Origin of the sequence: Natronorubrum sp. A-ect3 (assembly GCF_041821125.1) — an archaeon.
GTDB lineage: Archaea > Halobacteriota > Halobacteria > Halobacteriales > Natrialbaceae > Natronorubrum > Natronorubrum bangense.
Genome location: NZ_JBGUBB010000001.1, coordinates 1091048 through 1104583, shown reverse-complemented (window position 1 = coordinate 1104583; position 13536 = coordinate 1091048). Strand labels below are relative to the sequence as shown.

15 protein-coding genes are annotated in these 13536 nt (G+C 63.7%); 9 read left to right on the top strand and 6 right to left on the bottom strand.

Annotation, left to right across the window (positions count from 1 at the left end; all coding sequences use genetic code 11):
* Positions 1–13: 13 nt before the first annotated feature.
* Genes ACERJA_RS05545 through ACERJA_RS05530 form a run of 4 tightly spaced genes read left to right on the top strand, consistent with a single transcriptional unit; the run spans position 14 to position 1748 of the window.
* Positions 14–406 carry a PIN domain-containing protein gene (locus ACERJA_RS05545; RefSeq protein ID WP_373607264.1) on the top strand — a complete coding sequence of 131 codons (393 nt, stop codon included), beginning with the start codon at positions 14–16 and terminating at the stop codon, positions 404–406.
* The gene (locus tag ACERJA_RS05540) at positions 407–976 is read left to right on the top strand and encodes a DNA-directed RNA polymerase (RefSeq protein WP_006066197.1); all 570 of its coding nucleotides are present in this window, start codon (positions 407–409) and stop codon (positions 974–976) included.
* A gap of 2 nt (positions 977–978) precedes the next feature.
* Positions 979–1176 carry a transcription elongation factor subunit Spt4 gene (spt4, locus tag ACERJA_RS05535; RefSeq protein ID WP_006066198.1) on the top strand — a complete coding sequence of 66 codons (198 nt, stop codon included), beginning with the start codon at positions 979–981 and terminating at the stop codon, positions 1174–1176.
* A 2-nt stretch (positions 1177–1178) separates the two neighbouring features.
* Positions 1179–1748 carry a GTP-dependent dephospho-CoA kinase family protein gene (locus tag ACERJA_RS05530; RefSeq protein WP_373607262.1) on the top strand — a complete coding sequence of 190 codons (570 nt, stop codon included), beginning with the start codon at positions 1179–1181 and terminating at the stop codon, positions 1746–1748.
* Between the two features lie 13 nt (positions 1749–1761).
* On the opposite strand, the gene ACERJA_RS05525 is transcribed toward ACERJA_RS05530, so the two are convergent.
* Both ACERJA_RS05525 and ACERJA_RS05520 read right to left on the bottom strand, forming a co-directional pair.
* Positions 1762–3147, bottom strand: a complete 1386-nt coding sequence (locus ACERJA_RS05525) for a deoxyribodipyrimidine photo-lyase (protein WP_373607260.1) — start codon at positions 3145–3147, stop codon at positions 1762–1764.
* A gap of 72 nt (positions 3148–3219) precedes the next feature.
* The gene (locus tag ACERJA_RS05520; RefSeq protein ID WP_373607460.1) at positions 3220–5244 is read right to left on the bottom strand and encodes an SLC13 family permease; all 2025 of its coding nucleotides are present in this window, start codon (positions 5242–5244) and stop codon (positions 3220–3222) included.
* 184 nt (positions 5245–5428) lie between these two features.
* Here ACERJA_RS05520 and ACERJA_RS05515 point away from each other — a divergent pair, with 184 nt between their 5' ends.
* On the top strand, positions 5429–6520 hold the full coding sequence (locus tag ACERJA_RS05515) for a geranylgeranyl reductase family protein (protein WP_373607258.1): 1092 nt from the start codon (positions 5429–5431) through the stop codon (positions 6518–6520).
* 99 nt (positions 6521–6619) lie between these two features.
* Positions 6620–8050, top strand: coding sequence for an MATE family efflux transporter (locus tag ACERJA_RS05510; RefSeq protein WP_373607256.1), 1431 nt, complete (start codon positions 6620–6622; stop codon positions 8048–8050).
* A 177-nt stretch (positions 8051–8227) separates the two neighbouring features.
* Here ACERJA_RS05510 and ACERJA_RS05505 read toward each other — a convergent pair whose 3' ends face one another.
* The 3 genes from ACERJA_RS05505 to ACERJA_RS05495 form a co-directional block, all read right to left on the bottom strand.
* Positions 8228–9535, bottom strand: coding sequence for a TIGR00341 family protein (locus tag ACERJA_RS05505; RefSeq protein ID WP_373607255.1), 1308 nt, complete (start codon positions 9533–9535; stop codon positions 8228–8230).
* An 80-nt stretch (positions 9536–9615) separates the two neighbouring features.
* Positions 9616–10707, bottom strand: a complete 1092-nt coding sequence (locus ACERJA_RS05500; protein WP_373607254.1) for an aminomethyltransferase family protein — start codon at positions 10705–10707, stop codon at positions 9616–9618.
* Between the two features lie 39 nt (positions 10708–10746).
* Complete coding sequence (locus tag ACERJA_RS05495) at positions 10747–11046, bottom strand: DUF6432 family protein (protein WP_373607253.1); 300 nt, start codon at positions 11044–11046, stop codon at positions 10747–10749.
* A gap of 177 nt (positions 11047–11223) precedes the next feature.
* On the opposite strand from ACERJA_RS05495, the gene ACERJA_RS05490 reads away from it, so the two are divergent.
* Entirely contained in the window at positions 11224–12261 is a 1038-nt protein-coding gene (locus ACERJA_RS05490; protein WP_373607251.1) for a hypothetical protein, read from the top strand.
* A gap of 91 nt (positions 12262–12352) precedes the next feature.
* A complete protein-coding gene (locus ACERJA_RS05485; RefSeq protein ID WP_373607250.1) occupies positions 12353–12736 on the top strand; it encodes a DUF5611 family protein in 384 nt (127 codons plus the stop codon).
* A 44-nt stretch (positions 12737–12780) separates the two neighbouring features.
* Here ACERJA_RS05485 and ACERJA_RS05480 read toward each other — a convergent pair whose 3' ends face one another.
* Complete coding sequence (locus ACERJA_RS05480; protein WP_373607249.1) at positions 12781–13236, bottom strand: hypothetical protein; 456 nt, start codon at positions 13234–13236, stop codon at positions 12781–12783.
* A gap of 87 nt (positions 13237–13323) precedes the next feature.
* On the opposite strand from ACERJA_RS05480, the gene ACERJA_RS05475 reads away from it, so the two are divergent.
* Positions 13324–13494 (top strand): hypothetical protein, encoded by a 171-nt coding sequence (locus ACERJA_RS05475; protein ID WP_006066211.1) that lies wholly within the window; start codon positions 13324–13326, stop codon positions 13492–13494.
* The last annotated feature ends 42 nt before the right edge of the window (positions 13495–13536 follow it).

The window sequence follows — 13536 nt, the reverse complement described above, 5'->3', positions numbered from 1 at the left end:
GACAGCGACGAGCATGACTTCCCCGACGCAGGTCGCCCTCGATACGAGCGCGCTCATGATGCCGGTCGAACTTGACGTTCGACTGTTCGACGAGCTTGACCGGGTGCTCGATGGATACGAACTGATGGCCCCACAGGCCGTCATCGAAGAGCTCCGTCGACTCTCGGAGAAAGGCGGCCGCGAGGGAACGGCAGCAAACGTCGGTCACGATCTCGCGACCGAGCGCTGTCTCGTCGTCGATACGGACGCATCGTACGCTGACGACGCGCTAGTCGAACTCGCCCGCGAGGGTGTCGTCGACTACGTCGTCACGAACGACCGCCCGCTGGGCGACCGAGTACTCGAAGCGCGTGTACCGGTAATTGCATTACGCGGGAGAAACAAGTTAGCGATCACTCAACCATAGATGTACAAACGGGTCAGACTAAAAGACACGGTAGAAGTACCACCGGAGGAACTCGGCGACGTCTCGCCGGACCTCGTGAAGCGACTGCTGCAGGACAAACTCGAAGGCCGCATGGACGAAGAGGTCGGAAGCGTCGTCTCGGTCACCGAAGTCCACGACATCGGTGAAGGGACGGTGCTGCCCAACCAACCGGGCGTCTACTACGAAGCCGACTTCGACGCCGTCACCTTCGATCCACAGATGCAGGAAGTCGTCGACGGCACCGTCGTCGAAGTCGTCGAGTTCGGCGCTTTCGTCGGCATCGGCCCCGTCGACGGCCTGCTCCACGTCTCACAGATCAGCGACGAGTACCTCGCGTTCGACGGCGAGAACCAGCAACTCGCCTCGAGCGAGTCCAACCAAACACTCGGCGTCGAGGACGCCGTCCGCGCTCGTATCGTCACCAAGAGCATCGACGAGCGCAACCCGCGTGACTCGAAGATCGGTCTAACAGCAAAACAGCCCGGCCTCGGCAAACACGGCTGGCTCGAGGAAGAACACGAGAAACGCGAAGCGCCAGCGGGTGAATAACCATGGCCGCTGACCGTCTCGTCTGTCGCGAGTGTCACCGGGTCAACGATCCGGACAACGAAACCTGCGACGCCTGTAACTCCTCGTCGCTGACCGAAGACTGGGCCGGCTACGTCGTCATCGCCCACCCCGAGGAGAGCGAAATCGCGACCGAGATGCAGGTGACCGAACCCGGCGCGTACGCACTGAAGGTCCGGTAGCCGTGCCTGGCGAGGACGACCGTTCGGCGTCCGCCGACAGCGACGAGCAACTGCTAGTTCTTCCCGACGCGCTCCGACATGAACTCAAAGAGCCGATGGGCCCGATCGAAACCGATGCCGACCGGCTGCTCGAGGCCGTCGACGGCCCACTGATCGCCGTCGGCGACGTCGTTACCTATCACTTCCTCGAGGCCGGACGGCCGCCGGATGTCGCCGTCGTCGACGAACGGACCAAACGGGAGGCTGTCGACGAGGAGATCCGTGAGACCGTCACCGAAGAGACGACACTCGAGGCCACGAACCCGCCCGCCGAACTGTCGGTGGAGATGATCGAGACGCTTGTCGACGCCTTCGATCGCGAGGAGCCGACGACGATTCTGGTCGACGGCGAGGAGGACCTGGTCGCGTTGCCGGCGATCGTCGCCGCCCCTGAGGGGGCGAGTGTCGTCTACGGCCAGCCCGACGAGGGGATGGTCCACGTGAAAGTCACCGACGACCACCGTGCGGCGATGCGTGCCCTGCTCGAGCGATTCGAGGGCGACACCGAGCGGTTCTGGGCGCTGCTCGAGTAACCCGCCGACACCGTCAGTCTCGTTTTCCAAGTGCTCGCTCGAAGACCCGCTGGGCTCGTTCGTAGGCCCCGTTTCGATCGACGATCGGGGCCGGGTAGTCGGGTGCAAGCGCCTGTCGACGCTCACTCGAGAGCGTCGGCCACTCGACGATCTGTTCGGCGGGCACCGACTCGAGTTCGGGGACGTACTCGCGGACGAACGTGGCATCGGCGTCGTATTTTGCGAGCTGTGCGACCGGGTCGAAGATCCGTACGTCGACGGAGTCGGTGCCCGTCGAGGCGATCCACTGCCAGTTGCCGGCATTGACTGCTGGGTCGTGATCGAGCAGTCGGTCCCTGAAGTGGGCCGCGCCGCGTCGCCAGTCGATCAGGAGGTGTTTGGTCAGGAAACTCGCGACGACCTGTCGCGGCCGATTATGAATGTACCCCTCGCGCTCGAGTTGGCACATTCCGGCGTCGACGAGTGGATACCCCGTCTCGCCGCGTTTCCAGGCCGCGAACTCGTCTGCATCGTTTCGCCAGGCGATCTCGTTCGGCGGGTCGTCGTAGTTCTCGGTCTCGAGGGTGGGCGTGTAGGAGAGCAGATGATAGTTGTGTTCGCGCCAGGTGAGCTCGTCGGCGTACTTCTCGACGTTGCGCCGCTCGGCTCCGTCGACTGTCTTGAGGATATCCATGACCCGCTCCCAGACCTCCCGAATCCCGATCGCGCCGACAGCCAGATACGGCGAGAGCCGGGAAACGGCCTGTGTCGGCTCGGTGACGGCCCGCTCGAGGTCGTCCCGCGTCTCACGGTAGTGAGTAATTCCCGACGCACAGAACGACTCGAGACGGCCGCTTGCGGCGTCGTATCCCGCCGCCGGAAGCTCGATGTCGGTCGCGGTTGTCGGGATCGACTCGGTGTCCGTGACGTCGGCGAGCGCGTCGGGGGTGGGTTCGGGTACCGGCGGTGCGTTCGTGTGTGTCTCCCAGTCGGCGGCGAACTGCGAATACGTCGGATACGACGGCTCAAGGCTGGCGGGATCGACGAGCACCGAATCGACGTGGGACTTGAGTGGGATCTCGAGGGCGGCCTCGACGGCATCGGTCTGTGCTTGGCGGGCGGCGTCGGTGCAGTCGTTGGAGACGAGCCGATCGACATCGTACTCGTCGCTGAGCGCAGTGAGAACGTCGGCTGCGGGCCCGGTTCTGACGACGAGTTCGCCGCCTCGCTCCCGGTATCGCTGTCTGAGTGCGTCGACGGTGCGCTCGACGAACGCGCGTTTCCGCTCACCCATCTGCTCGGTGACGGCAGGATCGAAGACGTAGACGGGGACGATCGGCCCCTCGTCGGCGTCGACCGCCGCGGCCAGCCCGCGATTGTCCGTGGTCCGTCGGTCGCGGCGATGCCAGAACAGGATCATAGCGAAGCTAGCGGCTGTAGGGTGTAAACCCCTCGAGTACCAGCACTGGTGGCCGAAATCGTCCGGCCGTCGCTACAGCCCCCAGATGAGGACGATACCGGCCGTCGTGACGAGCGCCGACAGGAACTGAAGCGGACCACCAACCCGCAGGAAGTCGGCGAACTCGTAGCCACCGGGGCCGTACACCATCAGATTCGTCTGGTAGCCAACGGGCGTCATAAACGACGTCGCGGAGGCGAACATCACCGCGAGCAGGAACGAAAACGCCGAGGCGTCCAGACTCGTCGCGGCGTTGATCGCGATGGGACTCATCAACACCACTGTCGCGACTGGCGTGATGACGTTCGCGAGCAGCCCTGTCACGATCGAAAACAACAACAGGACGAGGACGAGCGGGAGGTAGCTCGCTGTTGACACGAGCCCGGCGGCAATGAGTTGGGAGCCACCGGTGGCCTCGAGGGCGACACCGAGCGGGATCACGCCGGCGAGCAGGAAGATGACGTTCCAGGAAACGGCATCGTAGGCGTCGCCGATCGAGAGACAGCCGGTAACAACCATAAGGAAGACGCCAGCGAGTGCGCTGACCACGATGGGGGCAATCCCGAGTGCGGCCGTCCCGATCACCCCTGCCATGACCGTGATCATGACCGGGGTCTTCGGCGACAGCGGCGCGAGGTCGTCGACATCGTCTTCGAGTAGCCAGTCGAAGGCGTCCTCTTCGATGACGACGAGGTCGCTCGAGTCGGTGAAATGGCGGATCGAACTGGGGATCGTCTGAACCAGGAGGACGTCACCAGCCTCGAGCCGGTGGTCGCCGAGATCGGTTCGGAGCAACTCGCCGTCGTGACGGATCGCGAGCACGGTCGTCCCGTAGAGCTCACGGAGACGGGTTTCGGCGAGGGTTTCGCCGACGAACGAAGATTTGTCTGGAACGATCGCCTTCGCGAGCAGGTCCTCGCTCGTCGACTCGTCGAACGTCTCGTCGGTCACCGGCTTGCGGACGAGCTGGTGGAGTCCCTGATTCGCGACGAACCGGTTGACTGCCTGTAGGGAGCCATGGACCGTGAGCACGTCGTCCTCGCGAATTCGCTGGTCAGTTCTGACCGCGACGTATGATTCGTCTTCGGCGTCGCGCTGGTCGTTGTCGGGTGTGTCGATGCCGTCGGGATCGACAGGCTCGGACTCGAGGCCGTTGACTTCCTGCAGTTGCTGCTCTCGACTGCTTGCGCCGGCGGTTGCGCCGGCGTCGGTGTCGTCTGTGTCGTACTCGAGGAGCTGTCCTGTCTCACCCGTCTCGAGATCGGATTCACGGCGAAGCTGCAGAATCCGAACGTTTGCCTCCGTTCGCGCCTCGAGGTCGCCGACAGTGTTGCCGACGGCGGTAGAGGAAGCGCCAACACGGACGTGTGTGAGATGGTCCTCGAGATCGAACTCCTCGACGAGATCCGCGTCGACAGGGATTCGTGCAGGCGTCAACCACCGGCCGACAGTCATGAGATACGCCAAGCCGACGATCAGAATGACGAGACCGAGCAGCGTGAACTCGAACATCCCGATCGGGTCGCGCCCGAGCAGGTCGACGGCGAACTCGCTGGCGAGCAGGTTCGTCGACGTCCCGATGAGCGTTAGGGTCCCACCGAGGATCGCCGCATACGAAAGTGGCAAGAGCAGTTTCGACGGCGAGATGCCCGTCTTTTCGGCGAGTTCGGATATCATCGGGATGAAGACCGCGACTACGGGCGTGTTGTTGATAATGCCCGCAAGCGGCCCTGTCGTGGCAATCGTCGCCGCTAACGCTCGCGTCTCACTGCCGCGAGTAAACCGAGCGAGCCAAAGGCCGAGTCGCTGGACCAGCCCGGTCCGCTGGATCCCTGCGCTGAGCATGTACATGGCGACGATCGTGATGGTCGCGGTGCTCGCAAAGCCCGAAATCGCTGCTCGGTAGCCGACGCCGGTAACCGGCTCGAGGGCGGCCAGCGCGACGATGATCCCAATCGCCGTCACGTCGGTTGGGATCGCTTCGGTAACGAACAGGACGAGCGCGACGGCGATGAGTCCGAAAACGACCAGCGCGCCGGTCGACATGCCGGCGATCATCTCACACCTTCGAAGCGGCCATCCACCACAGACACTACAGATATCGCGTTCACACATCATCGAGGACGGACAATTCACAAAATAATACCTGTTCACAGAGGTGCCGTTTTAGTGTCGACGGTGGCCGGAAGCTGGTGAGAGAATCTCGAGAAACTATTTACTGCCCGCCGAGTACGTGACGGACATGTACGATTTCGTCGTCGTGGGGGTTGGTCCAGCCGGGGCGCGCTTCTCGCGACGGGCCGCCGAACAGGGGTACGACGTGCTCGCACTCGAGAAGGGAACGGTGGGGACGCCACTGGCCTGTTCGGGCCATGTGAGCACGGACATCTGGGCGTTCACTGGCGAGGGAGCGCGTGAGGAACTGTTCCAGAACGAGATCTACGGCGCACGGTTTCATGTCGGCGGGCCACACAGCACTGCCTACCCCTTTTATAAGGACGACGTCGCCTCAAACGTCATCGACCGTGTCGGACTGGATCGCCATCTCGCGGATCTCGCACGGGAGGCGGGGGCAGACGTCCGCGAAGCGCATACCGTTACGGCGGTGACCGAACACGACGATCACATCGCTGTCGTCGTCAACGGCCCCGATGGCGTCCTCGAGGTCGAGGGGAAGATGCTGGCCGGCTGTGACGGCCCTCGATCGCGCGTTCGTGAGGCGCTGTCGCTGCCCGAACCCGATGAACTCCTTCACGGCGTGCTTGCCTTCTCCGATGAGGTCGACCACGAGAACTTCGTCGACGTCCACCTGACTGCGCCGACGTTCTTTGCGTGGCGAATCCCCCGCGGCGAGGCTGGTGTCGAGTACGGGCTCGCGGCCCCACCGGGCGTGCAGGTCACCAAACATTTCGAGGAACTGATCGACGGCTACGAGATCGACGTCGCTCATCGTTGCTCGGGCGCGATCCCGATCGGGCCACCCAGCCGCGTGACGAGCCGTCGTGCGTTTCTCATCGGCGATGCGGCCGCCCAGACGAAACCGTTCACCGGCGGCGGCATCCTCTATGGGATGACTGCTGCCGACCACGCCGCCCGCGAGATCAACCCCGACCGACCCGCGACGCTTGCGGCCTACGAGCGCGCCTGGCGCGACGACTTGGAGCGCGAGCAGTCACTCGGCCACATCCTGCGCCGAGCCTACTCGTTGCCCGAGCCCGTCCAGCGGATCGGCCTCAACGCGCTCTCGGGCGAAATCGGCGTCCACATGGATCGGCCGACCTCGCTCGTCTCGCCGTCTCACCTCAAAACGATGCTCTCGAGGCTGCGGCCGTAATCTCGAAAGCTGGGCGGCACTCGAGCGAGAGCAACAACACGACGCGATGGGAGTCGGCAGGCGACAGACCGAAGCCGCCACACTCGAAACGCCCGGACGATGGCAGGTTGGCAGGCGGCAGCCGTCGCGTTGCTCGCCGAGACGCTCGAGCGACTCGGCATCATCGACAGCGAGCGGTTTCGCCCGACGGTCGACCTCGCGTGGCCCCGAATCATCACCGGCTTTGCGATCATGTCCAAGCAGACGGCCGATCTCGCGATGGTTGGCATCGCCGTTGGGACGGCCGGGACGGCGGGACTGGCCTTTGCGCTTGCGTTCTGGGAGATCGTGACGATGCTCGGGCTCGGGCTGGCGGGCGGGACCGTCAGTCTCGTCTCACAGAACTATGGCGGCGAGCAGACCGATCGGGCCACGCTCGTCGTGAAACAGAGTATTCTGCTCACCGTCGCACTCGCAATTCCCATTGCGGCCATCTTCGTCCTCTTTGCCGACTCGCTGATCGGCCTCTTCGGTGCCGGGCCGGAGTCGCTCGCCCACGGGCGTACCTATCTCGTTCTCGTCGCACCAGCCGTCCTGTTCGAACTGCTCAATCTGATCGCCAGTCGGACCTATACGGGCGTCGGCGACACGTTCACGGAGATGGTCGCCCGCGCCGGCGGGGCCGTGCTCAACATCGCTCTCAGTGCGGTCCTCATCTTCGGCTTCGGGCTCGGCGTCGCCGGCGCAGCGATCGGGACCTCCGTCTCGACGGGCTTTGTCACGCTCGTCCTCGCGTGGGGCATGACCGGCCGATCCTACGGCATCCTCGGGATGGAACCCAGCCCAGTTCCAGTGACGCTTTCGGGATCGTGGCTCGAGCCAGCGCTTCTCTGGCAGGTCGTCGAAATCTCGGCGCCGGAGATCGGCCGCCGACTCGCACAGGGGATCGTCGTCTTTCCGCTGTTGTGGATCGCGGCCACCTTCGGACCGGTGGTCGTCACCGCCCTCGAGGTCGGCCGCCGGGTGCGGAGTCTGATCAACAGCGTCAACTGGGGGCTCTCGCTTGCCTCGAGTTCGCTCGTCGGCCAACACCTCGGTGCAAACGACGAGGACGAAGCCGGCGCGTACGGCGCAGCGATTATCCGACTCTCTGCAGTGTGTTACACCGGACTGGCCATCCTGGTGGTCGTCTTTGCGGAGCCGATTGCGAGCCTGTTCGTCTCCGGAAGCGAGGAACTCGCGCTGGCGGCCACGTTCGTCGCTGTCGGGGCGATCAGTTCGATCGCCTTTGGGATCGACGGCGCGGCCACAGGAGCGCTGCTGGGTGCCGGTGACACGCGCCTGCCCTTTGTCGCCTCGCTCGTCGGTCGGTACGTCTTCGCGCTCCCGGCAGCCGCGCTGGGGCTGGTTACCCCCCTCGGAGTCGGTGGCCTCTATCTCGCCTTGCTGCTCGAGACAGCCATCCCCGGCGGGATCAACTACTGGCTGTTCCGGCGGGGCCGCTGGAAAGCCGTGAGTCGGCGGTATCGGCCCGGTTCGGGGGACGGGTGAGGGAGCGCGAAACGGCAGCAGTCGGCGACAGACGGGTCGGTCACGATCGCCGCTTTCGGTCGGAGCCCCATGTGCCGAACGAATGCTCGAGGTCGGACGCTTCGTTCAGTTTGAGCAGTCGCTTTCCCGACGGTGCCGGCCACGATGGGCGATCGTGCCGACGCTGACTCCCGTCCGTCAATCACCGACGTCGCCGTGTTCTTCAGCGACGACGTACTGGACCTCGACGACCAGTGATTCGTCGCTGTGTTGGCTGATCGCCGCGTGGAGCCGTTCGGCGAGCTCTGGTTCCGGCCCCGGTGTCTGTCCAGTGACTGTGATGACGATCCGGTCGACCGACTGAATCGGGTAGTTCCCATCGAGTTCGACCGTGACATCGTCGACCTCGCGGTCAGCATACTGTGGCTCTTCGAGCACCGTCTCGGCTTCGTCCGTGGCAACCGACTCGAGTTCGGTCGTGTGGAAATCGAGCAGGGTGATGCCAGCAAGCGGGGCCGCCAACACCAACAGGGCGATCCCGAAGATCGCCGCGTAGGTGTACGTTGGCGTCCGGGTCGGTGACACCTCGAACAGCCCCTGCGGGCGGTAGCCAGCGATCCACAGGGTCGCCAGTGCGGCGAGGTTGATCGACAGCACGTTGACGATCACGAGCACGGCGGCTCCGGTCGCCGCACCGTACATCCCCCAAGCGACCGTGATCCCGACCGCGGCCGACGGCGGGATCAACGCGGCAGCGATCATCACGCCGACGATGGCTTCCGAAAATCCTCGTGTGAGACTCAGAATGCCGGCGATTCCCGCCCCAAGCGCCACCGCGAGCGAGAAGAGATTCGGCGCGACGCGCTCTTGGAGTTCGGTGGCGACGACGATATCGACGCCCGCCGGCTCGAGCCCCGCAAGCCGAGCGAGCGTCGCGAGTCCGATCGAGGCGCCGACGACTATCGCGACGCCGACGATCTGATAGCTGAACCCGGTCGATTTGAGCCGGCTGTCGCCGGTGACGATGCCGACGTTCGCGGCGAGTGCTGGCCCGAGCAGCGGCGCAATCACCATCGCACCGATCACGACCGCCGGCGAGTCGGCGAGCAACCCGGCAGTGGCGACGACGGCGCTGATGAGCAACATGACGGCGTAGATCGTAAACGGCGGCGTGAGTTCGTCGGCTTTCGTCCGCAGGACCTGCCTCGAGGTTCGCGAACCAGCCTGCCCGCCGTGGCTGTACTGTTCTCGAAGCGTCGAAAACTCCTCGGAGATCACTGTCTCGGCGTCGATAACGACGACGCTCGCATCCTCGCTAATTCCAGCCTGTCTGAGGCGGTCGAGCACCGGCTCGACGGCCCGTGTCGGAATGGGAAATCGGACGACAGCGGTGTACCCCCGACCGCTGGTTTCGTCGCTGACGACGTACTCGATGCCTTCGTCCTCGAGAATGTCGATGACGGCTGCTCGTTTCCCCTTGGGGACCGTCACCTCCAGATAGCGCATACAGGACCGACCATGGAGTCACCAATAATACTGCGGGCGAGACTGCGTGGTGTGTGTCGGACAGCCCAGTCGCTGTGGGGCTACTGGTATGCTGGCAGTCGAGCCGACTGATCCGACCCCTCGACGAACGGCAGTGCGGAGACCCTCGTGGAGACTTCTTCGCCACCGACACGGACCGTCAGCGTCTCACTCTCGAGGGTGTAGTCGACGAGCGCGAGTGCGATGACCGACTCGAGCAGCGGGCTCTCGCCCGCCCGTGTAATCTCGCCGACGGCTGCGTCGCCGTCGAAGACGGCCCCACCGGCTTCGGGAACGGACTCGCCGTCGAGGGTTAGCCCGACGAGTTTCCGGCTGGGTTGGCCGCGATTTTCGACGCGGGAGACGACCTCTTGGCCGACGTAACAGCCTTTCTCGAAGTCCAGCGCGGTTCGCAGACCGAGGACGTTCGGGAGCGTCCCCTCGAGTTCGGTCTCGAAAAGCGGCGAGCCCGCCTCGAGGGCGAGACTCTCGAAGGTTCGGTAGCCGAAGGGGGCGGCGTTCAGGCCGTGGTTCAGAAGGGTGTCGTAGACGGCCTCGGCGTCGTCGGCCCCACAGATCACCTCGTAGCTCTCCTCGCCAGTGAGCGCGTCGGTGCGGATGACGCTGACGCCCTCGTCGCCCATCGTTCCGCGGACGAACGAGTAGCGGTTGTCGGGTGAGCCAGCCCCGTTGAGGACGCTCGCGATCTTTTCGGTCGCGTTGGGGCCGTGAATCCCGAAGATTGCGTAGTCGTCGGTCGCAACCCTGATCTCGACGTCCTGAATAAAGACTTTCTCGGACCACTCCTCGGCCAGCGGTTCGGCCTCGGCCGGCGGCGTAAAGAGGAGGAGTCGCTCGCCCGCGTTGTAGATGTAGAGGTCGACTTCGATCCCGCCCTGTGGGTCGAGCACGAGCGCATAACAGCCCTGTCCGTCTTCGTCCGGGACGCGATTCGAGACGACGTTGTCGACGTACTCGAGGCGGTCGTCACCCTCGACGACGACCACGCCGTAGGCCATCTCGAGCAAGCCGACGACGTTGCGAACCGCACGATGCGTGCGCTCAGGTCGCCCGAAGTGTTCGACGATCGTTCGTCCGTCACGCTCGCCGAACGTCGCCCCGTGGTCAGTATGAATAGACTCGATGACGCTCATGCCTACTCTCTGGGGCCTGAACGTATCAGGCGTTTCGGTTCAAAAAGGAAACCGTTCGCGGAGCCACTCGCTGATCGACTGTTCGTCGTCCTCGTCGGTCGGGATTTCGGGGACGACTCGTTCGTCTGGCTTGATCACCGTCTCGTTGTGCGTGGACTCGACGACGATCAAGTTGTCTTCTTTGAGCGTCGAGAGGGCGCGCTCGAGGTCGTCGATATCCACCTCGACAGCAGCACGGAGTTCGAAGACGGTCATGCCGTCCTCGGTCCGATCGACGAGTTCGTCGAGTACCGCTACCTCGGTCGGCTCACGGTCTCGGTACTCCCGCTTTGCTCTCATCCGTTTCTGTATTCGACGACCGGGGATTTGACGTTTGTTGTTTTTCCAGCATCTGACGCTCTCGAGCCAACTCGAGGGGCCGCTGGTGTCGGTTGCAGAATGTGAAACAGTCTCCTGTGCAGAATACGTTCCGACAGGCAGTACGTTTTTTATGCCATGACTGGGAACGGTGGGACAATGGTCCTGCGATGTTCGCTGCTCGGACACGACTACGGTGAGACCGAAGTCGAACGCGAGCGCGAAGAACGGGGCAGTGAGGTCGTCGTAACCGTCCAGGAGTACGAAGAGTGTGTCCGCTGTGGCGAACGAAACGTCATCAGCGAGAACACCGAGATAACGAGTCTCTCCTTACAGGCGGACGCCGACTCGCTTCCCACCGAGCCCGAACCCGAGCCAGACACGACTGCAGCGGCAGACACCGAAGCTGCCGACAGTGTCGAAACACCACCTGATGTGGCCACCGAAACCGATTCGACGGCGTTCATCGACGACGACGATGATGCCAAGTTCATCGACGCCGACGCAAGCGAGGACGACGCCGAGTTCATCCACGATGAGGCCGAGGCCGCCGAGTCGACGACACCACCGTCTGACGCCGACGCAAGCGAGGCTGACGATGGGTTCGACGTGCCAACCGACGAACACGGCGAGCCGGTGACCGACGACGGCGAAATCCTCGAGGAGACTGATGAGACGGCCCCGGACCGTGATCGCGAACACGGAGAGTGGCCGGATTCGGAAGACGTCGGCCCACCAGTCGGTTCTGAGACGACTCCAGCAGGGTGGCCAGATGACGAGTCGGACACCGACGAGGCTGCCACGGCCACCGCTTCGACGGTCGACTCCATGGAGACCGAGGTGACGGACGATGCAATCGTTCTCGAGGATGACACCGATCACGAAGCCGGTGGTGTAGGCGCCGAATCAGCCGCCGCAGCAGACGCCAGAACGGCAACAATGGAGCCACCAGCGGCCGACACACAGTCCGAGGCCGACGACGAGCAGCCGGAAGCCGATGCTGGAAGCGGTATCAAGCGAGCGACGTCGGCACCGGCTCCCGGTGAAAGCGGCGGGACAGCGCGCAAGGGCGTTCCAACTGAATTCTACTGTCCACAGTGTGCGTTCGTCGCGCCCGGCACCCGCAGTTCGCTTCGGACTGGCGACATCTGTCCTGAGTGCCGAAAGGGGTATCTCAGCGAACGGGAACGTCGCTAGTTGGCATCCCAGCCTTCACTGCCGGCAAAACTCGACCCTCGCGACGCCGGCTATGAAAAGAGGTAAACAGTCCGCCGTGTATCTCCAATCCATGAAAGAGTACAAGATGCGCCGCGGAGAGTATCTCGAGGAGCGAATCCCCGATATGGAAGCGACAGTCGAGGACTACTTCGGTCCGATCACCGAGACTGAGGAGTTCAAGGGGAGCGATCTCTACGTCATCGGCGAACCCGACAACCCCGTCTTCGAAAAGGTCGTCGTCGGCGCCGTCGAGTACTCCGGCAAGAAGGACAAACTCGGTGTCGAGTTCTACGAACGCGACCCCACCGAACTCGGCCCCGACGAACTCGAGGCCGCCGGTGAGGCCGTCGACGCGAAAAACAGCTTCCTGCTCGAGGCGACCGGTCGTGACGCCAAGTCCCGCCGTGAGTCGATGAAACGGAAGGTCGAAGACGACCCGGATCACGACTTCTGAGGCCCACTGTTCGATTTATGCATCACACGCGGACAGCATGCCGATCAGCGACGCTGCTCGTGTGACTCGTGGACAGCGAGCAGTCCTGCACCGGAGCTTCGAACGACGAGATCAGCGATATCTCCGGCCTCGAGGTCGTTGAAATCCGATCGGACGAGCGTCGTCTGTCGACAGTCGCCGCCGTCGACGTCACAGCCACGGATCCTGTACTCGACACTTTCGAACTCGGACTCGAGACGCGCTGCGAGTCGGTCCGAAATTTCGAGTGGGTCGTCCGCATCGAGGTCGTCGGCCAGCGGCTCGTGGAGCGTCCCCTCATAGTACGGCCCGTCAGCAAGGTCGTATCGTCTCACAGCCACATCGATCGGGTCGGCTCCGTCTGCGGGATATCCACGAACGGTCTGCTGATCGACCTCGACGCGGTCGGCGAGTCCGAGACGGGTCGCACAGCCAGCGAGCGCAATCGACGTTGCGGCTGCGAGGAACGCACGTCGTTTCACTGTCGAGATGTTCGTGGAGCGCTTTCGAGTACCTTTCGCCAGCCCGGTCCGAAACGGCTATTACTGGCACGTCGAATCTTCCGGGTGATGGATCTCGCTGCGTTTCTCGCCGCGACGCTCGTCGCACACATCGGCTTTGCGATCTTCGTTACCGCACACGCCGCACTGACCGACCACGACGCCGGCAACTGGCCGTATATTACGCTCGTGCTGGGGCTTGCAGGCGTTGCTGGCTACTTTTTCTACGACGAGCGATAAGAACGAGACGATCACTCGAGCGGTGAATCACTGAGAAAAATA

Coding starts and splice junctions, on each gene's coding strand:
- ACERJA_RS05495 (WP_373607253.1), bottom strand. CDS start 11,046: ATGAGAGCAAAGCGGGAGTACCGAGACCGTGAGCCGACCGAGGTAGCG.
- ACERJA_RS05510 (WP_373607256.1), top strand. CDS start 6,620: ATGGCAGGTTGGCAGGCGGCAGCCGTCGCGTTGCTCGCCGAGACGCTC.
- ACERJA_RS05490 (WP_373607251.1), top strand. CDS start 11,224: ATGGTCCTGCGATGTTCGCTGCTCGGACACGACTACGGTGAGACCGAA.
- ACERJA_RS05505 (WP_373607255.1), bottom strand. CDS start 9,535: ATGCGCTATCTGGAGGTGACGGTCCCCAAGGGGAAACGAGCAGCCGTC.
- ACERJA_RS05475 (WP_006066211.1), top strand. CDS start 13,324: ATGGATCTCGCTGCGTTTCTCGCCGCGACGCTCGTCGCACACATCGGC.
- ACERJA_RS05515 (WP_373607258.1), top strand. CDS start 5,429: ATGTACGATTTCGTCGTCGTGGGGGTTGGTCCAGCCGGGGCGCGCTTC.
- ACERJA_RS05485 (WP_373607250.1), top strand. CDS start 12,353: ATGAAAGAGTACAAGATGCGCCGCGGAGAGTATCTCGAGGAGCGAATC.
- ACERJA_RS05525 (WP_373607260.1), bottom strand. CDS start 3,147: ATGATCCTGTTCTGGCATCGCCGCGACCGACGGACCACGGACAATCGC.
- ACERJA_RS05500 (WP_373607254.1), bottom strand. CDS start 10,707: ATGAGCGTCATCGAGTCTATTCATACTGACCACGGGGCGACGTTCGGC.
- ACERJA_RS05520 (WP_373607460.1), bottom strand. CDS start 5,244: ATGATCGCCGGCATGTCGACCGGCGCGCTGGTCGTTTTCGGACTCATC.
- spt4 (WP_006066198.1), top strand. CDS start 979: ATGGCCGCTGACCGTCTCGTCTGTCGCGAGTGTCACCGGGTCAACGAT.
- ACERJA_RS05540 (WP_006066197.1), top strand. CDS start 407: ATGTACAAACGGGTCAGACTAAAAGACACGGTAGAAGTACCACCGGAG.
- ACERJA_RS05545 (WP_373607264.1), top strand. CDS start 14: ATGACTTCCCCGACGCAGGTCGCCCTCGATACGAGCGCGCTCATGATG.